The sequence below is a fragment of the Flavobacterium sp. ACAM 123 genome, assembly GCF_000264055.1.
In the GTDB taxonomy this organism is placed as follows: domain Bacteria; phylum Bacteroidota; class Bacteroidia; order Flavobacteriales; family Flavobacteriaceae; genus Flavobacterium.
This window is the reverse complement of record NZ_AJXL01000026.1, coordinates 1-25,620: the sequence shown is the minus strand read 5'-3', so window position 1 is coordinate 25,620 and position 25,620 is coordinate 1. Positions and strand designations below refer to the sequence as shown.

At 35.2% G+C, this 25,620-nt stretch carries 23 protein-coding genes; 15 read left to right on the top strand and 8 right to left on the bottom strand.

Annotated features, from left to right (window positions below; all coding sequences use genetic code 11):
* The 10 genes from A3SG_RS0106645 to A3SG_RS0106610 all read left to right on the top strand — a co-directional run bounded on the left by A3SG_RS0106645 (position 1) and on the right by A3SG_RS0106610 (position 10,182).
* On the top strand, positions 1 to 1,068 hold the full coding sequence (locus A3SG_RS0106645; protein WP_016989247.1) for a glycosyltransferase: 1,068 nt from the start codon (positions 1 to 3) through the stop codon (positions 1,066 to 1,068).
* Between the two features lie 183 nt (positions 1,069 to 1,251).
* Positions 1,252 to 2,265, top strand: a complete 1,014-nt coding sequence (gene murB / locus A3SG_RS0106640; protein WP_016989246.1) for a UDP-N-acetylmuramate dehydrogenase — start codon at positions 1,252 to 1,254, stop codon at positions 2,263 to 2,265.
* 112 nt (positions 2,266 to 2,377) lie between these two features.
* Entirely contained in the window at positions 2,378 to 2,602 is a 225-nt protein-coding gene (locus tag A3SG_RS23080; protein WP_410500989.1) for a hypothetical protein, read from the top strand.
* Between the two features lie 7 nt (positions 2,603 to 2,609).
* On the top strand, positions 2,610 to 2,708 hold the full coding sequence (locus A3SG_RS23075; RefSeq protein WP_232226288.1) for a hypothetical protein: 99 nt from the start codon (positions 2,610 to 2,612) through the stop codon (positions 2,706 to 2,708).
* Positions 2,709 to 3,031: 323 nt separating this feature from the next.
* On the top strand, positions 3,032 to 4,138 hold the full coding sequence (locus A3SG_RS0106635; protein WP_016989245.1) for a glycosyltransferase: 1,107 nt from the start codon (positions 3,032 to 3,034) through the stop codon (positions 4,136 to 4,138).
* A complete protein-coding gene (locus A3SG_RS0106630; RefSeq protein ID WP_016989244.1) occupies positions 4,129 to 4,680 on the top strand; it encodes an RNA polymerase sigma factor in 552 nt (183 codons plus the stop codon). Before A3SG_RS0106635 ends, A3SG_RS0106630 begins: the two co-directional genes overlap by 10 nt.
* A gap of 179 nt (positions 4,681 to 4,859) precedes the next feature.
* Positions 4,860 to 5,687, top strand: a complete 828-nt coding sequence (locus A3SG_RS0106625; protein ID WP_016989243.1) for an energy transducer TonB — start codon at positions 4,860 to 4,862, stop codon at positions 5,685 to 5,687.
* A 341-nt stretch (positions 5,688 to 6,028) separates the two neighbouring features.
* Positions 6,029 to 6,898 (top strand): lipoyl synthase, encoded by an 870-nt coding sequence (gene lipA / locus A3SG_RS0106620; RefSeq protein ID WP_016989242.1) that lies wholly within the window; start codon positions 6,029 to 6,031, stop codon positions 6,896 to 6,898.
* 67 nt (positions 6,899 to 6,965) lie between these two features.
* Positions 6,966 to 7,961 carry a type I glyceraldehyde-3-phosphate dehydrogenase gene (gap, locus tag A3SG_RS0106615; protein WP_016989241.1) on the top strand — a complete coding sequence of 332 codons (996 nt, stop codon included), beginning with the start codon at positions 6,966 to 6,968 and terminating at the stop codon, positions 7,959 to 7,961.
* A 25-nt stretch (positions 7,962 to 7,986) separates the two neighbouring features.
* Positions 7,987 to 10,182 carry an ATP-binding protein gene (locus A3SG_RS0106610; RefSeq protein ID WP_016989240.1) on the top strand — a complete coding sequence of 732 codons (2,196 nt, stop codon included), beginning with the start codon at positions 7,987 to 7,989 and terminating at the stop codon, positions 10,180 to 10,182.
* Here the strand turns inward: A3SG_RS0106610 and A3SG_RS0106605 are convergent.
* Both A3SG_RS0106605 and lpxK read right to left on the bottom strand, forming a co-directional pair.
* Positions 10,157 to 10,969 (bottom strand): purine-nucleoside phosphorylase, encoded by an 813-nt coding sequence (locus tag A3SG_RS0106605; RefSeq protein ID WP_016989239.1) that lies wholly within the window; start codon positions 10,967 to 10,969, stop codon positions 10,157 to 10,159. The two genes, A3SG_RS0106610 and A3SG_RS0106605, sit on opposite strands and share 26 nt — an antisense overlap.
* The gene (gene lpxK, locus A3SG_RS0106600) at positions 10,929 to 11,966 is read right to left on the bottom strand and encodes a tetraacyldisaccharide 4'-kinase (RefSeq protein ID WP_016989238.1); all 1,038 of its coding nucleotides are present in this window, start codon (positions 11,964 to 11,966) and stop codon (positions 10,929 to 10,931) included. The genes A3SG_RS0106605 and lpxK overlap by 41 nt, the downstream gene beginning before the upstream one ends.
* A 105-nt stretch (positions 11,967 to 12,071) precedes the next feature.
* On the opposite strand from lpxK, the gene A3SG_RS0106595 reads away from it, so the two are divergent.
* From A3SG_RS0106595 to rluF, 4 genes are all read left to right on the top strand, one after another.
* Positions 12,072 to 13,166 (top strand): Nif3-like dinuclear metal center hexameric protein, encoded by a 1,095-nt coding sequence (locus A3SG_RS0106595; RefSeq protein WP_016989237.1) that lies wholly within the window; start codon positions 12,072 to 12,074, stop codon positions 13,164 to 13,166.
* A 3-nt stretch (positions 13,167 to 13,169) separates the two neighbouring features.
* The gene (locus tag A3SG_RS0106590; protein ID WP_016989236.1) at positions 13,170 to 13,949 is read left to right on the top strand and encodes a zinc ribbon domain-containing protein; all 780 of its coding nucleotides are present in this window, start codon (positions 13,170 to 13,172) and stop codon (positions 13,947 to 13,949) included.
* Between the two features lie 38 nt (positions 13,950 to 13,987).
* Positions 13,988 to 14,830 carry an alpha/beta hydrolase gene (locus tag A3SG_RS0106585; protein WP_016989235.1) on the top strand — a complete coding sequence of 281 codons (843 nt, stop codon included), beginning with the start codon at positions 13,988 to 13,990 and terminating at the stop codon, positions 14,828 to 14,830.
* A gap of 125 nt (positions 14,831 to 14,955) precedes the next feature.
* Positions 14,956 to 15,768, top strand: a complete 813-nt coding sequence (rluF, locus tag A3SG_RS0106580) for a 23S rRNA pseudouridine(2604) synthase RluF (protein WP_016989234.1) — start codon at positions 14,956 to 14,958, stop codon at positions 15,766 to 15,768.
* Between the two features lie 163 nt (positions 15,769 to 15,931).
* Here rluF and A3SG_RS0106575 read toward each other — a convergent pair whose 3' ends face one another.
* The 6 genes from A3SG_RS0106575 to A3SG_RS0106545 form a co-directional block, all read right to left on the bottom strand.
* On the bottom strand, positions 15,932 to 16,339 hold the full coding sequence (locus tag A3SG_RS0106575) for a DUF1801 domain-containing protein (protein WP_016989233.1): 408 nt from the start codon (positions 16,337 to 16,339) through the stop codon (positions 15,932 to 15,934).
* A 43-nt stretch (positions 16,340 to 16,382) separates the two neighbouring features.
* The gene (locus tag A3SG_RS0106570) at positions 16,383 to 17,273 is read right to left on the bottom strand and encodes a bifunctional 5,10-methylenetetrahydrofolate dehydrogenase/5,10-methenyltetrahydrofolate cyclohydrolase (RefSeq protein WP_029596651.1); all 891 of its coding nucleotides are present in this window, start codon (positions 17,271 to 17,273) and stop codon (positions 16,383 to 16,385) included.
* A 137-nt stretch (positions 17,274 to 17,410) separates the two neighbouring features.
* Complete coding sequence (gene ffh, locus A3SG_RS0106565; protein WP_016989231.1) at positions 17,411 to 18,766, bottom strand: signal recognition particle protein; 1,356 nt, start codon at positions 18,764 to 18,766, stop codon at positions 17,411 to 17,413.
* Positions 18,767 to 18,897: 131 nt separating this feature from the next.
* Positions 18,898 to 19,611, bottom strand: coding sequence for a hypothetical protein (locus A3SG_RS0106560; RefSeq protein ID WP_016989230.1), 714 nt, complete (start codon positions 19,609 to 19,611; stop codon positions 18,898 to 18,900).
* A 61-nt stretch (positions 19,612 to 19,672) separates the two neighbouring features.
* Positions 19,673 to 21,451 (bottom strand): arginine--tRNA ligase, encoded by a 1,779-nt coding sequence (gene argS / locus A3SG_RS0106555; protein WP_016989229.1) that lies wholly within the window; start codon positions 21,449 to 21,451, stop codon positions 19,673 to 19,675.
* 497 nt (positions 21,452 to 21,948) lie between these two features.
* Positions 21,949 to 22,956 carry a 3-oxoacyl-ACP synthase III family protein gene (locus A3SG_RS0106545; RefSeq protein WP_016989227.1) on the bottom strand — a complete coding sequence of 336 codons (1,008 nt, stop codon included), beginning with the start codon at positions 22,954 to 22,956 and terminating at the stop codon, positions 21,949 to 21,951.
* A gap of 245 nt (positions 22,957 to 23,201) precedes the next feature.
* On the opposite strand from A3SG_RS0106545, the gene A3SG_RS0106540 reads away from it, so the two are divergent.
* Positions 23,202 to 25,613, top strand: a complete 2,412-nt coding sequence (locus tag A3SG_RS0106540; protein ID WP_016989226.1) for an alpha/beta hydrolase family protein — start codon at positions 23,202 to 23,204, stop codon at positions 25,611 to 25,613.
* Positions 25,614 to 25,620 lie beyond the last annotated feature (7 nt).

Below are 25,620 nucleotides of genomic sequence, written 5' to 3'. Positions count from 1 at the left end.
ATGAAAAAAAGAAAAATACTTTTTCTTGGCGAATCTTATAGAGCTGACGCCCTAACTTGGACTAAAGGTCTCAAAGAATTTGGTGATTTTGAAATAATCAGCTGGGAGTTAAAAACACCAAGTACTACTTTTTGCAACAGAATACTGCGTCTTTTGGAGTTCAAATTTGCATTATTTAAAATTAAGAACTTAATACAGCTGCACCAACCAGATATAGTCATTGCCGAAAGAACAACAAGTTATGGATTTCTTGCCGCCTTATCTGGGGTAAAGCCAGTCGTGATTGCACAACAGGGCAGAACTGATTTATGGCCAGAAAGATCTCTTTTATTACCATTAAAAAAAATAATACAAAATTACGCCTTCAAAAAAGCAACTCTAATTCATGCTTGGGGACCAGTAATGACTGTTTCCATGAAGGAAGCCGATGTAGATATGAACAAAGTTCTAGTCTTGCCAAAAGGGATTGACTTATTAAAGTTTGAGAACAAAAACACAGCAAGTCTTGTAAAAATAGGTGCGATTGTTACCCGCTCCTTATTGCCTGAATACCGTCATGATGTTATTGTAAAATCTTTTGGCCTTTTACACAAAAAAGGAATTAATTTCGTTCTCACCATTGTTGGTGATGGACCACAGCTTCAAAACTTAAAAGATTTAGTGAAAAAACTGAATATCGAGGACAAAGTTGTTTTTACGGGACGAATTCCAAATACGGAATTACCCAAATTACTACAGGAAGCGAATATTTACATCAGCATGCCCATTACCGAGGGAGTATCGGCATCACTATTTGAAGCGATGGCCTCTAATTGTTATCCCATTGTTACAAACATCGCCGGAAATCAAAGCTGGATTACCCACCGCAAAAACGGCCAATTAATCTCCTTAGACGATTCTGAAATGCTTGCCGAAGAATTAATGTGGGCTTTCGACAACGAGACCTACAGGAAGAAATCCGTATTAAACAACCGAAAATTTATAGAAGACAATGTCGATTACAAAGTCAACATGAAAATAATCGCTAACAAATACCACGAATTAATTAACAGTAGTACAGTAAATTAGCTATTTGTAAAATTAATAGAGATTTATATTTACCATTGGGGATCATTTATAAAAAGTAGACAATAAAACGAAAACTTATATTATGCCATTATTTATGATGCATATCTGAATGAAAAGCGATAAAAATAAATTTTAATTCTTACTTTTGGACTGGGAATTCATTACTTAAAAGTCCTTTCTTTCATGGAAATACAATCTAATTTTTCTTTAAAAAAATATAATACTTTTGGCATTGAAGCTAAAGCAAAACAATTTGTAGCAGTGCATAGCATCGCTGAATTGACAACCATTTTAGAACAAAACAAATCAGAGAACACATTTATACTTGGAGGTGGTAGCAATATGCTGTTAACTAAAGATATTGACGCCTTGGTAATTCACATTGATTTAAAAGGAAAAAAAATTAGTGCTGAAAATGAAGATTATGTTTGGGTCGAAAGCCAAGCTGGTGAAGACTGGCACGAATTTGTACTTTGGACTATAGACCAAGGTTTTGGCGGACTGGAAAACATGTCGCTAATTCCAGGCAATGTAGGATCCACTCCAGTACAAAATATCGGGGCATATGGAACGGAAATAAAAGATACTTTTGTCTCCTGTGAAGCTCTAAACACCGTAAATCAAGAATTAAAAACATTCCTCAAAGAAGAATGCCATTTTGGATACCGGGAAAGCACCTTCAAAAACGAAGTAAAAAACCAATACATAATCACTTCAGTGTTATTCAAACTAACAAAACGAAACCATAATATCAATACTGCTTACGGTGATATCACGAACGAATTAGCAAAGTATAATATCGTAAATCCTACTCTAAAAGAAGTAAGTAATGCTGTTATTGCCATTCGAAAAAGTAAATTGCCCGACCCTAAAAAACTGGGCAACAGCGGTAGCTTTTTTAAAAATCCAATCCTTTTAAAAACTGATTTCGAAAAAATACATCAGCAATTTCCCGAAATGAAATACTATAATGTCTCAGAAACTGAAGTAAAAGTACCTGCAGGGTGGCTGATAGAGCAGGCTGGTTTTAAAGGAAAACGCTTTGGCGACGCAGGAATCCATGAAAATCAAGCCTTGGTTTTAGTGAACTATGGAAATGCAACAGGACAGGAAATTCTAAACGTATCAAAAAATATTCAAGAAACTATTTTTAAAACCTTTGGCATCCACATTGAAGCCGAAGTAAATGTAATTTAAATCCTCACTGCTAGGTAATGATTTTGATTCCTAAGTCTACGATAACTAATCTAACGTAGTAAATCAATCTGTATCTGTTCCAAACCGTTGCAAAAACGGAAATCAAAATGAAATTCACGCTTTTTTACAAGCAAATAGTTTTGGCAACCTTATCAATCAGACGGACGTAAACTACTGGCAATCCACATCCCGTTATAACTGGACATTGACAATGACGGAAGAACTATTTTGCATCAACATCTCGTCAAAAGAAAGCCTCCAATGGAAAAGTTTCTCCAAAAACGATCAAATATTACTCGTTTTTTTCGGTCTACATTTCTATATTTTGACCTCATGATACAAACATGAAAAACGTACTTACTTGGAATTATATAGCAGTACAACTTTATAGCAGAATTAAAATTATCAAAGGACGAACTGTTATAGCATCTCTAAAAGACTAGGCGATAAATATGGAGCAAAATCTAAGATTCATTCGAGTAGAAGGTCTATCTCTAAAACCGTGATACAACTCTTGGAATTGTAGCGTTTTAAATTGAAACTTCTGAAATCCGAGAGACAAAAAAATTATATCAAAATCGAGATGATAAAAATTACCAGAATATCATCTCCGAATCAAAAGATACTAAGAATAATAAATCCCTCGTACTAGCAAATGAGACGAAAATATGCCTTCGTTTATATTTTAAAAATTCAATAATTTATAATTTATAATCACTACTTCTATCATACCTTTGCGCTCGATTTAATAACATATAAAACTCAAATGCTTATAATAATTCTTTACTTTTTTATTGTTGTCGTTGCGATTCAGCTTTCTTATTATTTAGGAATTTTCGGGAGGTTTGCTTTCGCAAAAGCACAAAAAGTAACACCAAAAAAACTGTCAATATCAGTTATTGTCTGTGCCAAAAACGAGGAGGAAAACGTGGTCGACTTTATTCCGCTTCTTGCTGAACAAAACTATCCCGATTTCGAAATTGTCTTAATCGATGATGCCTCAAGCGATGCTACGTTGGATATCTTTGAGGGATTTGAAAAAAAATACCCCAATGTCCGCTTGGTAAAAGTCAAAAATAACGAGGCCTTTTGGGGTAATAAAAAATACGCATTGACCTTAGGAATAAAATCTGCCAAAAACGACTATTTATTATTTACTGATGCCGATTGTTACCCTACTTCAAAAGAATGGATAACAGCGATGAGTTCTCAATTTACCATGCAGAAAACCATTGTTTTGGGATATGGAGGATACGAAAAAATAGCCAACTCTTTTCTTAACAAATTAATTCGTTTTGAGACTTTACTCACTGCAATACAATATTTCTCTTGGGCAAAAGCAGGACACCCTTACATGGGCGTAGGTAGAAATTTAGCCTACAAAAAAGAAGAGTTTTTTAATGTAAACGGGTTTATAAATCACATTCAAGTACGCTCTGGAGATGACGATTTATTTATTAACGAAGCTGCAACAGCAAAAAACACCACTATTGCTTATACTCCAGAAAGCTTCACGTATTCTAAACCAAAAAATAAATACAAAGATTGGCTTATCCAAAAAAGAAGACATGTTGCCACGGCAAACTATTATAACACCTTAGATAAAGTACAATTAGGACTTTTCTATTGTTCCCAATTATTATTTCTTGTACTGCCTATTATCTTGTTATCATTTCAATTTAGGTGGATCTTAGTATTGGGTTTAATTGTTGCCAGATACACAGCTGTTTGGATTATTGTTGCTTTTTCAGCAGGTAAATTAAAGGAGAATGATTTAAAATATTGGTTTCCTATTGTTGAATTAATACTTATATTCACACAAATCAATATCTTTATATTGAATACTTTCTCAAAACCGGTACAGTGGAAATAAATAATCAAATCGAAAAAGCAAAAAAAGGCGATCAAGCGGCCTTTACCTTTTTATTGAATCACTATTGGAATGAAGTGTATGGCTTCATGTTGAAACGGACCGAAAATGAGGCCAGTGCTGAAGATATTGCTATAGAAACGTTTTCAAAAGCTTTTGATAAGATTGCAATGTATAATCCTGAATTCCAGTTTAACACTTGGCTAATCAGTATTGCCAAAAATGTACATATTGACTTGCTACGCAAAAAAAAATCCAGTCTCTTTGTAGAGATTACAGACAAGGAAGACCAAAAAGCATATAATATTGCTGACACTACCCCTTCCAAAGAAGATGAACTGATAACAGAACAAAATCTTTCTCAGCTCTTGCGCTTCATAAAAGAGCTGAAACCCCATTACCAAGAAGTAATCCAATTGCGTTATTTCCAAGAAATGAGCTACCAGCAAATTGCCAATAAAATTGATGAACCTTTGAGCAACGTCAAAATTAAACTCCTTCGCGCTAAAAAATTATTGGCGGAAATTATTCGAGACAAGCGATAATTAACATTCGGATTCGATTATCCGAAAGAACATCCCCAACCCATTCCTTTTTTTGCTCATCCGATTTCCCCGCAAAAATAATCGATACCAGACATACTAAATTTCTTGTTATTTACGTTGTTACTTAAAATAGCATAGGCTTATGATTTAACTGATACTTAACCTTAAATCCATGAATTATGTCAAAACTAAGCCTTTACGAAGCCAACTGGATGAATCTAGTTTTCGAGAACAAAAACAAAGAGTACGGGGCATATCAATTGCGTCAAGAGAGTGCTAAAACTTCTTTATTTGCACTTTTTATGGGTTTGCTATTATGCGCTTCACTTCTAAGCATTCCAGGAATTTTAAGTCTGATTAGTCCTGTAAAAACCACACCTGCACTACTTGCTGACAGTATGGATCAAATTATTACAGTGACTAAAATTTTCCCTAATGAAATTAAAAAGATTGAAAAACCAGTTTTATCTAAGGTAATCGAGCAAAAATCGGCAGTCATCATTGCACAAAAAAAAATTAAAAATCTTACAGTTGTAGCAGCGTCACAAGCTACTACTGATATTGCAACAAACATCGAAATTTCAACTGCAAAACCTGATAGCGATGATAGGGTAATAGCTAATGGCACAAATCTCGCTACATCGCAAGGAGCAGGAAGTCCAACACCGGTACTCGCTAATTACGGCAACACAGTTGTAACAAGTGCACTCTTAGACAACCTTCCTGAATTCCCTGGAGGAATTGCTAAATTCTACGGTTACATTGGGAAAAATTTTGAAAGCTCTGAAATAAGTGGAGAAAGAAGCATCCGCATTTATGTTTCTTTTGTAGTTGAAAAAGACGGCAGTATGACCGAAATAAAAGTAAAAAATGATCCAGGTTACGGACTAGGTAATGAAGCAGTTCGAGTGTTAAAATCTATAAAAACAAAATGGATTCCCGGTATGATAGGCTCCATGGCAGTACGTACCTCTTACCACTTGCCCATTATCGTTCAAATGAATTAAAATAAAACAGCGAAGCAGAATCTAAGGATTCTGCTTTGTTTTTATAAAGAAAACGGAATTTAAAATCTAAAAAATAGTGCCATTATACAAACTCACTTACTCATATCGTTAGGAAGCCCTGCGTTTTCAAATGGATTTTTAATCAATTAAAAAAGCACCTTCGTTGCCCTGGACAAAAGCTACAAAACACCAATTGTTGCCCATGCAGTGAACCTCATAGTATTTAAAACCGTTAGAAAAGCGCTGCTGTATTTTCTTAACAAATACATCCTGAAGCTTGATGATAGAAACACCCTATTTTAAATCAACATTGCTTATCTTTGTAATCTGAAAAATGATTTATGGAAACTGTTTTAGAAAATACTTTACCTGTTGCAAAACCAAAATGGTTGAAGGTAAAACTACCGATAGGAAAAAAATACACGGAACTTCGTAGCTTAGTGGACAAATATAGTTTGAATACAATTTGCGCGTCAGGAAGCTGTCCAAATATGGGCGAATGCTGGGGAGAAGGCACTGCTACTTTTATGATTTTAGGAAACACCTGTACGCGTTCTTGTGGTTTTTGTGGTGTAAAAACCGGAAGACCCGAAACTGTAGATTGGGACGAACCTGAAAAAGTAGGGCGTTCTATAAAAATAATGAATATCAAACATGCTGTAATTACCAGTGTGGATAGAGACGATCTGAAAGATGGAGGTTCAATTATTTGGATAGAAACCGTAAAAGCAATTCGCAGAATGAATCCAAACACAACTCTGGAAACCTTAATTCCTGATTTTCAAGGCATCGAAAGAAACATAGACCGTATCATCGAAGCTAACCCTGAAGTAGTTTCCCATAATATGGAAACAGTGCGCAGGCTAACTCGTGAAGTACGTATTCAAGCAAAATATGACCGTAGCTTAGAAGTTTTAAGATACTTGAAAGAAAAGGGAATCAATAGAACAAAATCCGGAATTATGCTTGGTCTTGGAGAAAAAGAAGAAGAAGTTTTCCAAACAATGAGAGACCTGCGTGATGTAAATGTAGATGTGGTAACAATAGGTCAATACCTGCAGCCTAGTAAAAAACATTTACCGGTAAAAGAATTTATCACACCGGATCAATTTGCCATCTATGAAAAATACGGATTGGAATTAGGATTCCGCCACGTAGAAAGTGGTCCACTAGTTCGTTCCTCCTATAAAGCGGCGAAACACATTTTATAAAAAAGTTAATAAAGTTAATCGCTTATTTGTTTAAACGATTAAATACCTAAACGTTTAAACAAAAATATTGAAAACAAAAATTGCCATTAATGGTTTTGGAAGAATTGGTCGGAATCTATTTCGATTACTTTTAAACCACCCTACAATTGAAGTCGTTGCCATAAATGATCTAGCCGATAAAAAAACAATGGCCCATTTATTAAAATACGATAGTATTCACGGTGTTTTACCTTACAAGGTAAGCGCAGATGAGAAAGGAATTCTTGTAGAAGAGGAACATTTTCTATTTTTTCATGAGAGAGAAATTTTAAATTTACCTTGGAGAAATCTAAGCATCGATTATGTAATCGAGGCTACTGGAAAATACAAAACTTTTGAAGAGTTGAATGCGCATGTAGTAGCAGGAGCCAAGAAAGTGATCCTATCAGCTCCTTCTGAGGTAGACAATATAAAGACTGTTGTTATAGGCGTAAACGATCATATACTGGACGGTTCAGAAACTATTATTTCTAATGCCAGCTGCACAACGAATAATGCAGCACCTATGATGAAGGTAATTGACGACTTATGCGGTATCAAAGAAGCGTATATCACTACGATTCACTCGTATACGACAGACCAAAGCCTCCACGATCAACCACATAAAGATCTACGTAGGGCACGAGGGGCGAGCCAGTCTATTGTTCCAACTACTACCGGAGCAGCTAAAGCATTAACGAAAATTTTCCCTATATTAGATGGCAAAATAGGCGGTTGTGGTATTCGTGTACCCGTTCCTGACGGATCGTTAACGGACATTACATTCAATGTAAAGCGCGCCGTTACAATAAATGAAATAAATGAAGCCTTTAAATACGCTGCCCAACATAATTTGAAAGGTATTTTAGATTACACAGAAGACCCAATAGTTTCAGTGGACATTATTGGAAACAGAAATTCGTGTGTATTTGATGCACAACTGACTTCCGTAATCGATAAAATGGTTAAAGTGGTGGGATGGTATGACAACGAAATAGGATATTCATCAAGAATAATAGATTTAATTCTGTTGACAGTAAAATAAACCTGCTGAGATAAATAAACAACAAATGAGATACCTTTTGGTTTTTGTGTTTTTTATTACTTCACTTCTCTACTCCCAAAAAAAAGAGAGTAGTGATAGCATTGTCTATTATACCAACCTGGCAAATTCTAATATTTCGACAGATAAATATAAAGATGCGCTGCATTTTACTCAGAAAGCAATAAATTATTGCGACAAAAATGGTAAAACCGAAGACCAAGCCATCCAATATTATAATTTAGGTAAAATTTATTACGAACTTGATAAATACAACGATGCAAGAGAAAGTTTTACCGAAAGTATTTCTTTATTCGAAAATTTAAAACCTACACCCCAAACTGCCAACAGCTATTATTATCTCAGCCTTTCCAATACAGGAAAAAAAAATTACAAAGCTGCGGAAGCATCTCTTAATAAAGCATTGGCTATTTATAAAGCATTAAATATAGATCCCGACGCTGATTTAATCAACCTTCAAAAGGGTATAATCTACAAAGCCAACGGCAATTACAATGCCGCATCATATTGCTTTAATATGGTGATATCAAAATCGGACAGTCTAACTTCCTTAGATACTAAAGCAGAGGCATTATATCAAATTGGTCTTATTGAAGAGATAAACAACAGATACAATTTAGCGTTAAACTATTATAATAAGGCTTTGGCCTTGAATGCTAAAAATAAAAATCTGAAGCAAAAATCGAATATTTTTTTGGCACTAAGTTCCGTTTACGATAGTATTTTGGAAAGAAGCACTGCTTACTCCTTTTTGCAACAGCATCTGAATTTAAAACAAAGTATCGAGATTGCAAACAATGAAAAACTTGGCATTGATGATTATGATAATTTCAAGGAAGCTCAACGATTAAAAAAAATAGAAAAATCCAAGCTACAAAATATTGAGAAAGAAAGAAACAATAAATTCTCTAAGCTTATTAACATACTGGCACTTGCATTAATCTCCATTTTATCTCTCTTGAGTTTGTCTTTATATAAAAACAACATCAATAGAAATAAATCCAATTTATTATTACATGAGAAAAACAACGAGTTAATTATAGCAAAGGAAAAAGTAGAAAAAGCTTCACAGGCAAGGGCTGACTTTCTATCAACCGTGAGTCATGAATTGAGAACTCCTTTGAACGCAATTAATGGGATAACTCATTTGTTACTGGAAGAAAACCCTAAAAAATCGCAGCTGCATTATCTCTCTTCACTCAAATTTTCTGGAAATTATCTAACCACTTTTATTAACGAAATTCTAGAAATAAATAAGATAGAGTCCAACAAGGTGGAAGTCGAAAACATCAATTTCAACCTCAAAGAGTTATTGGAAAACATTCAGAACTCCTTAAAAGAGATCGCCACAAAAAACAACAATAGCTTTGTATTAGAAATTGACCCAAACATACCCGATAATTTGATGGGAGATCCAACAAAGTTGTCTCAAATTTTCATGAATCTTGTTAACAATGCATTAAAATTCACCAAGGATGGAAATGTTGCCACAATAACCAAATTAGTCTCCTTGCAAGATGGGAACGCAATCCTATCTTTTGCAATAATTGACACAGGCATAGGTATTCCTAAAGATAAATTAGCAACGGTTTTTGAAAGTTTTTCACAAGGATCAGTGGAAATAAACCGGAAATATGGAGGAACCGGTTTAGGCCTGACCATTGTGAAAAAATTAATAAAGCTTATGGGTGGGCAAATCAACCTCGAAAGTACAGTAGCGAAAGGCTCTAAATTCTCATTTGAATTAGAATTTAAAGTAAATGAAAATCAAGTTCCAATTGAGAAGAAACCCCTAACTCATAATAAATCGATTTTAAAAGGCCGTAATATATTACTGGTTGAGGATAATAAAATAAACCAAATGATCACTAAGAAAATGCTTGAGAACAAGGGAGTTTCTTGTAAAGTGATCGGCAATGGTGAAGATGCAATTGAAGTTGCAAAAAGTCAGAGTTTCGACTTAATTCTAATGGATGTTCATCTACCCGGAATAAACGGAACTATTGCCACACAACGCATCAGGGAATTTGATAGCAATACCCCTATCATAGCTTTAACAGCGATTTCTTTATATGAAAACAGAGACTTGTTACTATCCTTTGGAATGAATGATGTTATCACAAAACCGTTCGTTCCTGAAGATTTTTATGATATCATCGCCCAAAGCCTAAAGGATATTAGTACTTCAAAATCAACTCTTTAATTAAAGCTCTTACATTTGGCTCTGCTTTTTGAGCAGCCTCCAAGACCTCGTCATGGGAGATGGTATCAATGTTATCTTCGTCTCCTATGTCTGTGATTACAGAAATTCCAAAAGTTTCTAAATCCATATGCCGCGCAACAATAACTTCCGGCACAGTAGACATTCCTACGCAATCAGCACCAAGAATTTTAACCATTTTATACTCTGCCAGCGTCTCAAAACTAGGTCCTTGTAATCCTAAATAAATACCATCTTTTACTTCGATATTTAATAGCAAAGCAAGTTCTTTAGCTTTTACAATCATCTTTCTTGAATATGGCTCGCTCATATTTACAAATCGTGGGCCAAAACGCTCATCATTCAAACCACGCAACGGATGCTCTGGTGTGAAGTTAATGTGATCTTTTATGATGACAATTTCTCCAATTTTATAATTGGAATTTACTCCACCTGATGCATTTGAAACTATTAGTTTTTTAACTCCCAAATATTTCAATACACGCACTGGAAAAGTAACTTCCTTCATAGAATACCCTTCATAGAAATGAAAACGACCCTGCATAGCGACTACCTTTTTATCTCCAATAGTCCCAAAAACTAAAGCCCCTTTATGACCCTGAACCGTGGAAACAGGAAAGTTAGGTATTTCATTATACGGCAGCGTAAATTCTATTTGAATATCCTGAGTAAAACTACCTAATCCAGATCCTAAAATCACCCCGTATTCAGGATTGAAATTGTTTATTTTATTGATATAACTTACCGTCTCTTGTACTTGTTCCCACATAATTCATAATTGTTTTATTAAATTGCTCATCTCCTCTGAGAAACTGACTTTTTATTGGTAAATAAAAAAGCTGATCGCCGGGTATTCTTCCTATCAATCGTACATAATCCTTCTCAGTGGTAATAATAATCTTATTTTTAGATTTATTTTTAATATCTAAAATATCTTTTTCGCTAAAATGATGATGATCCCGAAAATCCATACATACATCATTTGCAGTTTGTAAATATGCAAAAAAAGATGCTGGTTTTGCTATACCTGCTACAAGTAATTTATCAGTACTTGCAATGTCCTTTACTTTTCGTACTCCTTTTTCCGAATAAATAAATTCATCGTACTCAATATTGCTAAAATATAACCCTTGGTTTTCCGTAATTTGCAATTTGTTTTTGATGTTATTTTGTTCCGCTACTGAAAGGTTTGATGGGCATTTTGTAACTATAATAACGTTGGCTCTTTTTACCCCGCTTCTACTTTCTCTTAAGTTCCCTGTAGGCAACATGAAATCATCACAATACAACTCTCCATAAGAACTAAGTAAAATATAAAAACCAGCTTTTACTTTCCGATGTTGATACGCATCATCAAGTAATATAACCTCTGGCTTTTGCGTTTGCGAAAGCAGCTGTTCAATCCCATTCTTCCGATTAGCATCAACAGCCACTTGAATGTTCTTGAATTTCGTATAGAATTGAAACGGCTCATCCCCCAGCATTTCAGCATTTGAGGTAGCATCAGCCAATAGGAAACCTTCCGAGCTCCGCTTATATCCTCGACTTAACGTAGCCACATTATAGTTCTCAGACAGCAACCGAATTAAATATTCAATTTGTGGCGTTTTACCGGTACCACCCACATTGAGGTTTCCTACAGCAATAATAGGAACCTGAAAAGTATAGGATTTTAAAATGCCGCGATCAAACAGAAAATTCCGAATACCCGCTATCAAACCATATAGAATAGCAAACGGGAAGAGTATTTTTCGCAGTAAAATCATTATACGAAAGTATAATAAATTATCTTTGAATTGCAATCAAAAGTGTATTTGTTAGCTTGGGCATTCCTTCATTCGAAATAGCGAGTCACTATATAATCCAACACCATGAAAATAAAAGAAATACTTTCAGTCCTCGAAGAAATGGCACCGCTTGCTTACGCGGAAGATTTTGATAATGTGGGATTACTAGTAGGAGACCAAGATAACGAAGCTACAGGCATTCTGGTATGTCATGACGCTTTGGAAAACGTGATTGATGAAGCTATTACAAAAAAATGCAACCTAATCGTTTGCTTCCATCCCATTCTCTTCACAGGCATAAAAAAAATAACAGGCAAAAATTATGTAGAACGTACCCTGATCAAAGCCATAAAAAATGATATTGCCATTTATGCTGTTCATACGGCCTTAGACAATCACCAAAATGGAGTTAATAAAATATTTTGTGATGCATTAGGACTGAAAAACACCAAAGTATTGATACCTAAACAGAATTTTATTCGAAAACTGGTTACCTACACTATACCTGAAAATGCCGAAAAAGTGCGCAATGCCCTATTTAACGCCGGCGCGGGGAGTATCGGGAATTATGAAGATTGTAGTTTCAACTCGAAAGGGATTGGTACTTATATGGGTAACGAAAATAGCGATCCACAATTAGGCGAGCGATTTGAATTTGTGGAAACTACTGAAATAAAAATCGAAGTGACATTCGAAAAACATTTAGAATCTAACCTGCTCAAAACCCTTTTCAGTCATCATGCCTATGAGGAAGTGGCGTATGAAATTTATGAATTACAAAACACGCATCAAAATATAGGTTTGGGAATGATAGGCGAGTTTGAAACTTCGATGGATGAAAAAGAATTTTTATTACTTGTAAAAGAAAAAATGCTGGTGAAAGCGATTCGCCATTCTTCATTTCCAGGAAAACCGATAAAAAAAGTGGCAGTTCTTGGCGGTTCTGGTAGTTATGCCATAAAAAATGCAATTTTGGCTGGAGCCGATGCTTTTTTAACCGCTGATTTGAAGTACCATCAGTTTTATGAGGCCGAAAACATGCTACTTTTGGCCGATATTGGACATTTTGAAAGCGAACGCTATACAAAAAATTATATTGTTGATTATCTTCGGAAAAAAATCCTTAATTTTGCAATCATTTTATCAGAAGAAAATACAAATCCAGTTAAGTACTTATAGAATATGGCGAATACGAAAGAATTAAGTGTTGAGGACAAGTTAAGAGCGATTTACGATTTACAACTTATTGACTCTAGGATTGACGAAATCAGAAATGTAAGAGGGGAACTTCCTCTTGAAGTGGAAGATTTAGAAGATGAAGTTGCAGGTTTGAGCACACGTTCTGAGAAATTGAAAAGTGAACTCGAAGTTATCGAAGACCTAATCAAGGGAAAAAAGAATGCAATTGACGAGCACAAAGAGGCTATCAAAAAGTATACAAAACAACAGGAAACTGTTCGTAACAACAGAGAATTTAATTCTTTAACTAAAGAAGTTGAGTTTCAAGAGCTTGAAATTCAATTGGCTGAAAAGCAAATGAAAGAAATGAAAGCTTCTATTGAGCACAAGAAGGACGTTATTTCTCAATCAAAAGAAAAATTAGAAGTGAAATCAAATCACTTGAAACATAAAAAATCAGAATTGGACGCAATTATGTCTGAAACTGCTAAGGAAGAGGAATTTTTAACAGATAAATCTGCCGAATACCAAGCCCAGATTGACACTCGATTAATGGCCGCTTACACCAGAATTAGAACAAGCGTTCGTAATGGTTTAGCAGTTGTCTCTATCGAACGAGGCGCTTCTGCAGGATCATTCTTTACAATCCCTCCTCAAACACAGGTTGAGATTGCTTCCAGAAAGAAAATTATAATCGACGAACATTCAGGTAGAATATTAGTTGACAGCGTTCTGGCTGATGAAGAAAAAGAAAAAATGGAAAAATTATTTGCTAAATTTTAAATCTATTTAAGTCCCGATAAACATCGGGACTTTTTTTTATGAAAAAAATATTTTATTTTATCTTTACCAAATCTGTTGGATTATATATTAATTTTCTCAGTTTTTTAATCCCTGCAAAAGCCACGCAACTTGCGTATACTTTATTTAGCGAGCCCAGGGATGGAAAGCTTCACAAGTATGCCCTTCCTGCAATCCTTGAAGAAACCGAAAAAGAAATATATCATCACAAGGAATCCTATTTTCAGACCTACACTTGGAAAGGAAATGACACTATTATTCTTTTAGCCCACGGTTGGGAAAGTAATGCCTCGCGTTGGAAAAAAATCCTACCTTATTTAAGAAAGTCAGGTAGCACCATTATAGCTATTGACGCCCCTGCCCATGGCCTTTCAGGAGGCAAGGAATTCAACATTCCACAATACGCGGCATTCATTGATGTTATCGTTCAAAAATTTAAACCACGATATCTCATAGGACATTCTTTAGGAGCTAAAACCTGTTTGTATTATCAATCAAAGTATCAGAACAGCAGTATTGAAAAAACGGTCGTATTAGGTTCACCGAGCGATTTCAAAATTATCCTCAATAATTATATTGAAATGCTTAGTTTAAATTCAATAATTTCAGAAGGTTTAGAAGCGCACTACCTTAAGCATTTCAATCTAGAGTTAGAAAATTTTTCAGGAAAAGTATTTGCCGCAGATATACAGACAAAAGGATTCATCGCTCACGATACAGACGACACCGTCGTTTTATTTGAAGAAGGAAAAAAAATAGCAAGTACTTGGAAAGATGCTATATTCATAGAAACTAACGGCTTGGGGCATAGCATGCACAGTGACGACCTATACAAGAAAATCTCCCGCTTTTTATTTGATTAATTCATTTCAATTTTTATATCTCACCATACTAACTTCTTTATAAATATTATAAGGTCCTAATTTTCTCATTGGCAAATTATCTGATTTTCATATCATCTAACTAGCAAATTGATTACTTTTGCACAATGGAAAATAATCTAAAACGCCTTAATAAATTCATAGGAGAAACTGGGTATTGCTCCCGCCGAGAAGCTGATAAACTAATCGATGAAGGACGCGTAACTCTTAATGGAGTTGTTCCAGAGTTAGGTACAAAGGTTTCGCCGGATGATGAAGTGCGGGTCGACGGTAAACTGATCCGTGAAAAAAATGAAAAACCAGTCTATCTCGCTTTTTATAAGCCAGTAGGAATTGAATGTACCACTAACTTAGATGTTCGTAATAACATAATAGATTACATCAATTACCCAAAACGTATTTTCCCAATTGGTAGACTAGATAAAGCAAGTGAAGGTTTGATATTCATGACTAATGACGGTGATATCGTCAATAAAATATTGCGTGCCAGAAACAATCACGAAAAAGAATATACCGTCACCGTAAACAAACCGATAACCAATCGCTTTATCGAAAGAATGGGAAATGGAATTCCTATTTTGGATACTGTGACTAGAAAATGTAAAGTGGAGCAAATAAGTAAGGACATCTTTAAAATTGTACTTACACAAGGTTTAAATAGACAAATTCGTAGAATGTGTGAGTATTTAGGATATGAAGTTATTGCCCTAAAACGCATTCGAATCATCAATATTTCACTTGATATCCCCATGGGGCGATACCGCGATTTAACTGATGCCGAAATAAAAGAACTAAACGAACTCATCGAACCTTCTAGTAAAACAGAAGAAGCGAGTTTACCAAAAGCAGAAACTCCTAAAAGAAGAACAGAATTCATCAAAAGAGATGATCCTAGGTTTAAAGGAAGAGGAGATTATTGAAACAAAACCGATGTAAATAATTTCAAATCGGATTTGTTTTACCCTTTTAACAGTATTTTTATTTCAAACACTTCAACTATTTTGCAAGTTATTTTGTAGATAAAGTAAATTTGAACGCACACCTAAGTATTAAGAATGTTTCCTAACGCTCACTTTAACAGGGTTACTGTATCTTTCTTCTTCTGGCTTTAACGATTTGTTCGTCAATTAAAATAGCCTTATGGATCTGTTGTTTTAAATTAACAACATCAATTTCTTTAATCGAAGAAAATAGTGATTTCGAACTGAAATTAGTGGTTTCAAAAGTTTGATCTAAAAAAGAAGCGCTTTTGCAAAAACCAATCGCTACGCCTTTTTCTACTTTCCCCCAAGGAACGGAAGCCGGCCAAATATAACAAATGCGGGAATGGCGGTAATAAAAAGGAACATTGTAAGCCAATTTCTCCTTCAAATCCGGCATACATTCCAAAATAATTTTACGCAGAAATAGAACAATTTCCAATTCTTTTTCCGGTAAATTATCTAAAAATTCATCTACACTTTTAAACTGTATGCCTTGTGGATTTCCCATAATTAAAAAAAGCCTATTCGGATGAATAGGCTTTGTATTTTTATTATTTTCCTAACTTTAAAATTTTCATTTCTCTAGCCAAAAGCGTGTTTTTTAGCAGCATTGCGATCGTCATTGGCCCTACTCCTCCGGGAACAGGTGTTATGAAACTTGCTTTCTTACTTACATTTTCAAAATCTACGTCACCTGTAATCACGTATCCTTTTTCATTTGTTTCTTCAGCAACTCTTGTAATGCCAACATCGATGACAACAGCACCGTTTTTAACCATATCCGCTTTAAGGTAATTAGGTACCCCTAGGGCTGTGATAATTATATCCGCTTGAATCGTTATTGCTTCAATGTTTTTAGTGTAGCTGTGTGTCAAAGTAACGGTTGAATTCCCAGGAAATCCTTTTCTCCCCATTAAGATACTCATCGGTCTTCCCACAATATGGCTACGGCCAATTACTACGGTGTGTTTTCCTTTAGTCTCTACTCCATACCTTTCCAGTAATTCTAAAATTCCATAAGGTGTCGCAGGTATAAAAGTACTCATATCTAAAGCCATTTTTCCGAAATTCTCAGGATGAAATCCATCAACATCTTTGCTAGGATCAACTGCCATCAATACTTTTTGCTCATCAATTTGTTCCGGAAGCGGCAATTGAACTATAAATCCATCAATAGTATCGTCTTCGTTTAACTCCTTAATTTTTTTAAGCAATTCTGTTTCAGAAGTAGTACTTGGCAATTTAACCAAAGTAGATTCAAAACCAACTCTTTCACATGCTCTTACCTTACTTCCCACATAAGTTAAACTTGCTCCATCGTTGCCCACAATTACTGCGGCTAAATGAGGCACTTTCTCCCCATTATTTTTCATCTTTTGTACTTCGACTGCGATCTCGCTTTTAATGTCTTCCGCTGTTTTTTTTCCGTCTAGTAGTTGCATTTTATTTTTAGTTTCAAGTTTTAGTTTCCAATTTTCAGTATTATAAAAACTGGCATCCCAGTAATAGCAATATTCGTGTAAAAGAGTAAGGTTTAAAGTTTCAAGCAATATGAAACTTTAAACCTTAAACAAATATTTTAGCGCATCGCTCCACCCCCAGGCATCCCTTTCATTCCGCCCATCGACTTCATCAGGTTTTTCCCTCCTGGTCCTTGCATCATTTTCATCATTTTGCTCATTTGCTCAAACTGCTTCATCAATTGATTGACTTGCTCAATTTTTGTTCCTGAACCTTTTGATATTCTGACTTTCCTTTTTACATCAATTAGAGAAGGCTTACTTCGCTCTGACGGAGTCATAGAGTGAATAATAGCCTCAATGTGCTTGAAAGCATCATCCTCAATCTCCACATCTTTCATAGCTTTTGAAGCTCCAGGGATCATTCCAACTAAATCTTTCATGTTACCCATTTTCTTGACTTGTTGAATTTGGGTAAGAAAATCGTCAAAACCGAATTCGTTTTTGGCGATTTTTTTTTGAATTCTTCTTGCTTCTTCTTCGTCAAACTGTTCTTGCGCTCTTTCCACTAAGGACACAACATCTCCCATTCCAAGAATACGTTCCGCCATACGGATAGGATAGAAGACATCAATTGCTTCCATTTTCTCCCCTGTACCCACAAACTTAATAGGTTTGTTCACTACAGATTTTATCGAAATAGCAGCTCCACCACGAGTGTCACCATCTAATTTGGTTAATATAACCCCGTCAAAATTTAATATATCATTGAAAGCTTTTGCTGTGTTTACAGCATCTTGACCTGTCATTGCATCAACAACAAATAAAGTTTCATGTGGCTGAATGGCTTTATGAACACGTGAAATTTCATCCATCATTTCAGTATCGACTGCCAGACGTCCGGCTGTATCCACAATAACGGTATCGAAACCTTTTTCTTTAGCATAATTAATTGCATTTTGTGCAATTTCAACCGGATTCTTATTCTCAGGTTCTGAATAAACCTCAACACCAATAGAGTCTCCAACAACGTATAATTGTTGAATTGCTGCAGGACGGTAGATATCACAAGCTACTAAAAGCGGTTTTTTATTCTTTTTAGTCAAAAGATAATTTGCCAGTTTTCCGGAAAAGGTAGTTTTACCTGAACCTTGTAATCCAGACATCAAAATAACTGTAGGATTTCCAGAAAGATTGATTCCAGCGACATCGCCACCCATCAACTCTGTAAGCTCATCTTTCACCAACTTTACCAATAATTGACCTGGCTGAAGCGTAGTTAACACGTCTTGTCCTAGTGCCTTTTCCTTAACTCTATTGGTAAAATCCTTTGCGATTTTAAAATTCACATCGGCATCCAGTAAGGCTCTTCTAACTTCTTTTAAAGTTTCGGCTACGTTTACATCTGTAATTTTTCCGTGACCTTTTAATATATGGAAGGCTTTGTCTAACTTATCGCTTAAATTATCGAACATGATTTATTTCTCTTTAATTAAGTCGCAAATTTAAGCATTTGATTTTTAAGTTTAAATGCTATTAGAAATAAAAAAAGGCTCCCTTTTACTAGATAGCCCATTTTTATTTATTAAATCATTACTATTTTTACTTAATCCTTGTCGTCTAAGTCTGTTTCGTTTTCAAGTAAATTTTTTATTTGCTCTCCAATATCTTGATGATCATCATCGTTATCAGTACTAATTTCAATAACTCCGTCTCCGTCAGTATCAAATAATAGATTCTGACTTACTAATGTTGTGAGTTTAGTCATTATCGCATCAAGATGAATCTTGATATTTAAAGCCATGTTATTTCCATTGACGGTAAAATCTTTAGCTGCATCTTCGAAATCCACTTCAAGTTCCGCATCTTTACCACTCCAGATCATAAAAGCTTTACCGTTAATGGTTCCTTTGATCATGTACGTCTTACCACTCATTTCGCCGGCTACAATAGATTTTTCAAACTTCAATTCCACCTCTTCATATTTCGCATTCGTAACATTCACAGAAGTGATAAGTTGGGACACAGTGTTGTTTGGATCAATCAAATCAAGTAAAAACGGTCCTCGAAGTTTAACATCTTCATAATTAGGATACAAATCATGTCGGTCATCCTCCATGTCGGTTTCAAATTTTATGTTTGCAACGTTAATCTTAAAGTCAGTTATTACTACCGTATTTGCTGCCGTACGTGCAGTAGTTAAAGTAGTTCCTGTTGCTGAAACGGCAGAGGCTTTTAAGGCAACAGTTCCACTTGTACCAGAATCTGAACTGTTTGTACATGAACTAGCTATAATAGCGAGTAAAGCTAAAATTGACATCTTTTTCAAAGCGATATTTTTGATTTTTTATTAAATTAATAACGCAAAAAAACCAAACTTATTACATTCTTTCCGGAACACTGATCCCTAACAAGCTAAAAGAGGCCGCAATAGTATCCGCTACCTTTTTTGATAACTGTACCCTGAATATTTTTTCTACTGCTACTTCTGAACCTAGGATTGGTACCGCTTGATAAAAAGAGTTATATTCACGTACTAAATCATACACATAATTTGCCAATAAGGCAGGACTATGATTTTGTGCTGCGTTTTGAATCACTTCGGGAAACAATTCAAGTTGTTTCAACAGTTCTTTCTCTTTTACGTGAAGCTCCACCATTCCTGATTTATTTGAAAAATCAAAATTAGCTTTACGAATAATCGATTGGATTCTCGCGTAAGTATATTGTATAAACGGCCCTGTATTTCCTGCAAAATCAACTGATTCTTCGGGGTTAAAAAGGATTCGTTTTTTCGGATCTACTTTAAGGATATAATATTTCAAAGCACCTAGGCCAATCGTATTGTATAATTTTGCCTTTTCCTCAGCCGAATAGCTGTCTAATTTCCCTAAATCTTCCGCAATTTTCTGGGCAGTATCTGTCATTTCTTGCATCAAATCATCTGCATCCACTACAGTTCCCTCGCGGCTTTTCATTTTTCCAGATGGTAGATCTACCATTCCATATGATAAATGATATAAACTTTCAGACCAATCAAAGCCTAATCTTTTCAATATCAGAAACAATACTTTAAAATGGTAATCTTGTTCATTACCAACAGTGTAAACCATTCCGCCAATCTCTGGATAATCTTTCACACGTTGAATTGCAGTACCAATATCTTGCGTCATATAAACCGCTGTCCCATCAGAACGCAACACGATTTTACGATCTAATCCTTCATCAGTTAAATCAATCCACACAGAACCATCAGGGTCTTTTTCGAAAACTCCTTTTTCTAAACCAATCTGAACGACATTTTTCCCTAGTAAATAGGTGTTACTTTCATAGTAAAAGCAATCAAAATCGACTCCTAAATTTTTATAGGTAGTTGCAAAACCATCATAAACCCATTGGTTCATTTTTGTCCATAGAGCAATTACTTCTTTATCGCCGGCTTCCCATTTCAGCAACATCTCTTGGGCTTCCAGAATCATTGGCGCTTGTTTTTTTGCCTCTTCTTCTGTTTTTCCTTCACTCATTAATTGAGCAATTTCCACTTTATAGGCTTTATCGAAGGCGACATAGTAATTACCTACTAATTTATCTCCTTTCAAACCTGTACTTTCGGGAGTCTCTCCATTTCCAAATTTCTGCCATGCAAGCATCGATTTGCAAATATGAATTCCTCTGTCATTGATGATTTGAGTTTTATATACTTTTTTACCAGAAGCTTTAATAATTTCAGCGACAGAATATCCTAATAGATTATTACGGACGTGACCTAAATGGAGGGGTTTGTTTGTGTTTGGCGAGGAGTACTCTACCATTACTGCTTTATCGTCAGGTTTTGTCGCTACGAAACCATATTTCGTATCGTCCTTCATTAGATCGAAAGAGTTCAAATAATATTCATCTGAAATAACAATATTTAAAAAACCGGAAACCACATTAAAACGACTCACTGCAGCTACATTTTCCACTAAATAAGTTCCAATTTTATTCCCCAGTTCTACAGGATTACTTTTGACAACTTTTAATAATGGAAAAATTACCATCGTGATATCTCCCTCAAATTCCTTCCGTGTAGTTTGAAACTCTACTTTGTCAATAGCGATATCAAATAAGGCTTGGACTGCTTTTTCAATTGAAGGGGTAAGAATTTGTGGTAATGTCATTTTTCGTGTTTATTTTAAGCTTGCAAATATAGTTATAATGTACCAATTTGAAAATTGGAATGCCAGATAATTTCTTTTTCAAAAAGGAGACGTTCTCTGCTAAAGAAAAATTAAATTTTTCTTTTTTCTCAAAAAAAATATTAAAAACCCCAAACATTATAGTCTATTAAGCAAACTTTAGGTTTCAATTTTGCTTAGTCTGTATTAGACAATACTGCAGGTCGCAGATTTTTGAAACAAAAAAATAGTTATATTTTCACGAATGAAATCACAGGAAAAAGTCAAGCAGTTTCTTTAAGAAATTAATTGTATGTATCGAAGTGGTACTAGCATAGTCATCCTAAAAAAGATAACGAGATATGAAAGCAACCCAAAGAAGGGGTAGACTTTTAAAAGATTTAGTTTTAAATTTTATTGCCAAAGAAAAACCCGGAGTATGCCAACTCCGGGTTTTTTGATATAAAAAATATTTTAATTCTTGTAAAACTAAGCATTTCCTACCATTTTATGATAGCACTGCCCCAAGTAAAACCACTTCCAAAAGCAGCTAGAACAACAGTGTCTCCAGATTTAATTCTCCCATTCTCCCAAGCTTCGGTCAAAGCAATTGGAATGGAAGCGGCGGTCGTATTGCCGTATTTTTGAATATTATTATAAACTTGGTCATCAGTCAACCCGAATTTTTTTTGTATAAACTGGGAGATTCTAAGGTTTGCCTGATGCGGTATCAACATATCTATATTTGAAACTGATAGGTTATTTGCTTCCAGTGCTTCATTTATAACTTCACTGAAACGAACTACTGCATTTTTAAAAACGAACTGTCCATTCATATGTGGGTAATAACTTTCATCATTAGGATCATTATCCGCAAGAATATCAGTAACCCATCTCGCTCCCATACCAGGCGCGGTAAGCGCTAATTCTTCAGCATGTTGCCCTTCTGAATGCAGGTGCGTAGACAGAATCCCCTTTGTCAAGTCTTCTTCTCTACTCAAAACGGCTGCTCCTGCTCCATCTCCAAAAATTACAGATACGCCACGGCCACGCGAGGTCATATCTAATCCTGTTGAATGTACCTCAGAACCTATTACCAAAACGTTTTTATACATTCCCGTTTTAATATATTGATCCGCAACAGACAAGGCATAAATAAATCCAGAACATTGATTTCTGACATCTAAAGCTCCAACCGTTCTTAAACCTAAATCACGTTGTACCAAAACCCCTGGTCCAGGGAAATAATAATCAGGGCTTAATGTAGCAAAAACGACAAAATCGATATCTTCTTTTGCCACGCCAGAACGCTCAATTGCTACTTCAGCAGCTTTTACTCCCATTGACGTCGTAGTATCTTCTCCTCTTATTATGTGTCTTCTTTCTTGAATCCCTGTTCTTTCTTGAATCCACTCGTCACTGGTGTCAATGACTTTTGACAAATCGTCATTAGTGACTACATTGGAAGGAACATAAAACCCTAATCCCGCAATTTTTGAATGATACATATGGTTGTGATTTTAATAAAATAATATTGCAAATTTTAATATACTAAAAAATATTTGGTGCCAAATTACTGCTTTTTTAGCAATTAACCCGTTATTAATTGACGGACCTCACTTCAGTGGCGTTAAAAAATAAAGTCAGAAAATGAAATTAAACTATATTTACAATTAAAAACTAATGTTAGGTAACATTTATAAAAGAAGTACAACCTATAAATCCAATCTATTAACCAAAACAAACCCTATTTATGAAATCAAATTTTAGCCTGATTTTATTTCTTGGATTAAGCTTGCATGCTTTTGCCCAAGAAAACCTTAGCTATCAGAAACCCTCCAAATCAATTCTTGATTTAGTTGACTATGAGAGGCCACCATCAGTTAGTATGGATACAAAAAAGGAATACATGTTGCTAACTTACAGAGACACCTATAAAACATTAGACGATTTAAACCAAGATGAAATGCGTTTGGGAGGATTAAGGATTAACCCAACCACAAATATTTCTAGTTCTGTTACTTACACAAATAACATCAAGCTTCGTCAGATCAAAGATAAAAATGAAATTCAAGTGAGCGGATTACCTAGTAACCCGCGCATCAGCAATCTCTCTTGGTCAACTAATGAAAAGAAAATTGCTTTTTCAAATACTACAAATTCAGGCGTAGAACTATGGGTAGTTGATGTCGCTTCCGCTAAAGCCACTAAACTTACAGAAGACAACGTCAACGCTAACCTAGGAAACCCTTTTAGTTGGTTTAACGACAACGAAAATATTTTGGTGAAGATGCTTCCACAAAATAGAGCTGATTTATTGGACGAAAAGAAAAATCTACCAACAGGTCCAATTGTTTCGAATGCAAGTGGATCAATTTCTCAAAACAGAACCTACCAGGATTTATTGAAAAACAAAACGGACGAAGCCAATTTTCAAAATATTTTGACCGCCGAGTTGTACAAAGTAAATCTCAACGGAAGCAAAACCTTATTTAAATCGGCTGACATGTATGCTGGAGAGAACTTTTCTCCTGACGGCAATTACCTGATGATAACCACGATTCAAAAACCGTTTTCATATATCGTTCCGCTTAATCGTTTTCCATCAAAAACGGTTGTTTATGACTTACAAGGTAATGAAGTCAAGGTAGTAAACGAAGTTGCTTTAAACGAAATCATGCCAAAAGGTTTTATGGCTACTCGCACCGGTAAAAGAAATATGAATTGGAGAAATGACGAAGCAGCTACTTTGTATTATGTGGAAGCACTTGATGAAGGAAATCCAGAAAATAAAGTTGATTTTAGAGATCAAGTAAGCCTATGGAAAGCGCCTTTCGACAAAAACCCTTCTCAAATGCTAAAAACCAAACAACGTTTTGATGGTATTATTTGGGGAAATGAAACTACGGCAATTGCTTTTGATCAATGGTACGATACTCGAAATACTAAAACGTATCTATTCAATCCATCAGATGCGACTCAAGATCCGAAAATATTTAGTGACAGAAACTCTCAGGATATCTACTCTGATCCGGGGAATTTTGAAACTATTAAGAATGCATATGGCAAACCAGTTCTTGCTATTGAAAATAATAATCTTTATTTACTAGGAGATGGATTCACTAAAAACGGACAGTTCCCTTTCATAGATGAATTCAACCTGAAAAACGAACAAACAAAAAGACTGTATACCTCAACATATAAAGATAAAAAAGAAGAGTTACTGTCCATTGAGGATTTCAAAAAAGGAGAGGTTTTAGTACAAATTCAATCTAAGAACGAGTATCCTAATTATTACTTTAGAAATATCAATAAAAAAGACCAACTTACCGCAATTACCAGCTTCAAAAATCCTTTTGAAAGTATCAAAAATGTAAGTAAAGAAGTGATTCAATACAAAAGAAAAGACGGCGTTGCACTTTCGGGGACATTGTACTTGCCTGTAGGTTATGATAAAGTAAAAAAAGAAAAATTACCTTTATTAATTTGGGCTTATCCAACAGAGTTTAAAGATAAAAACTCAGCGGGACAAAACAATCAGAATCCTAATGAATTTACTTTTCCTTATTATGGATCATTTGTCTATTGGGTTACCAAAGGATATGTGGTACTTGACGATGCTTCTTTCCCTATTATTGGTGAAGGGACTACGGAGCCAAATGACACTTTTATCACACAATTAGTAGATAATGCGGAGGCTGCAATTAGTGCTGTTGCTGCGTTAGGGTATATTGACAGAAATAAAGTGGCTGTGGGAGGACATTCCTATGGTGCCTTTATGGTGGCCAATCTATTGACGCACTCGAATCTTTTTACTTGTGGAATTGCTCGTAGTGGTGCTTACAACAGAACGCTTACCCCTTTTGGATTTCAATCAGAGCAGCGCAATTACTGGGAAGTACCTGGCGTTTACAATACCATGTCACCTTTTATGAATGCCGATAAAATGAAAACTCCTTTATTACTAGTGCATGGAGAGGCAGATAATAATCCCGGAACATTCACTTTGCAAACGGAACGTTATTTCCAAGCTTTAAAAGGGCTAGGAGCGCCAGCAAGAATGGTTATTCTGCCTAAGGAAGCGCACGGCTATGCCGCTAAAGAGAATATCCTACACCTTCTCTGGGAACAAGATCAATTTTTAGAGAAATATTTAAAGAACTAACAAAAAA

Excerpts from the sequence above, each read along its gene's own strand:
- A3SG_RS0106545 (WP_016989227.1), bottom strand. The coding sequence starts at position 22,956 with ATGTATCATTCAAAAATTGCGGGATTAGGGTTTTATGTTCCTTCCAAT.
- A3SG_RS0106575 (WP_016989233.1), bottom strand. The coding sequence starts at position 16,339 with ATGGGAAATCCACAAGGCATACAGTTTAAAAGTGTAGATGAATTTTTA.
- A3SG_RS0106610 (WP_016989240.1), top strand. The coding sequence starts at position 7,987 with ATGAGATACCTTTTGGTTTTTGTGTTTTTTATTACTTCACTTCTCTAC.
- argS (WP_016989229.1), bottom strand. The coding sequence starts at position 21,451 with ATGACATTACCACAAATTCTTACCCCTTCAATTGAAAAAGCAGTCCAA.
- A3SG_RS0106585 (WP_016989235.1), top strand. The coding sequence starts at position 13,988 with ATGAAAAAAATATTTTATTTTATCTTTACCAAATCTGTTGGATTATAT.
- A3SG_RS0106560 (WP_016989230.1), bottom strand. The coding sequence starts at position 19,611 with ATGTCAATTTTAGCTTTACTCGCTATTATAGCTAGTTCATGTACAAAC.
- rluF (WP_016989234.1), top strand. The coding sequence starts at position 14,956 with ATGGAAAATAATCTAAAACGCCTTAATAAATTCATAGGAGAAACTGGG.
- A3SG_RS0106595 (WP_016989237.1), top strand. The coding sequence starts at position 12,072 with ATGAAAATAAAAGAAATACTTTCAGTCCTCGAAGAAATGGCACCGCTT.
- ffh (WP_016989231.1), bottom strand. The coding sequence starts at position 18,766 with ATGTTCGATAATTTAAGCGATAAGTTAGACAAAGCCTTCCATATATTA.
- A3SG_RS0106625 (WP_016989243.1), top strand. The coding sequence starts at position 4,860 with ATGTCAAAACTAAGCCTTTACGAAGCCAACTGGATGAATCTAGTTTTC.
- A3SG_RS0106540 (WP_016989226.1), top strand. The coding sequence starts at position 23,202 with ATGAAATCAAATTTTAGCCTGATTTTATTTCTTGGATTAAGCTTGCAT.
- lipA (WP_016989242.1), top strand. The coding sequence starts at position 6,029 with ATGGAAACTGTTTTAGAAAATACTTTACCTGTTGCAAAACCAAAATGG.
- murB (WP_016989246.1), top strand. The coding sequence starts at position 1,252 with ATGGAAATACAATCTAATTTTTCTTTAAAAAAATATAATACTTTTGGC.
- A3SG_RS0106590 (WP_016989236.1), top strand. The coding sequence starts at position 13,170 with ATGGCGAATACGAAAGAATTAAGTGTTGAGGACAAGTTAAGAGCGATT.
- A3SG_RS0106635 (WP_016989245.1), top strand. The coding sequence starts at position 3,032 with ATGCTTATAATAATTCTTTACTTTTTTATTGTTGTCGTTGCGATTCAG.
- A3SG_RS23075 (WP_232226288.1), top strand. The coding sequence starts at position 2,610 with ATGAAAAACGTACTTACTTGGAATTATATAGCAGTACAACTTTATAGC.
- A3SG_RS0106645 (WP_016989247.1), top strand. The coding sequence starts at position 1 with ATGAAAAAAAGAAAAATACTTTTTCTTGGCGAATCTTATAGAGCTGAC.
- A3SG_RS0106570 (WP_029596651.1), bottom strand. The coding sequence starts at position 17,273 with ATGCAACTACTAGACGGAAAAAAAACAGCGGAAGACATTAAAAGCGAG.
- lpxK (WP_016989238.1), bottom strand. The coding sequence starts at position 11,966 with ATGATTTTACTGCGAAAAATACTCTTCCCGTTTGCTATTCTATATGGT.
- A3SG_RS0106605 (WP_016989239.1), bottom strand. The coding sequence starts at position 10,969 with ATGTGGGAACAAGTACAAGAGACGGTAAGTTATATCAATAAAATAAAC.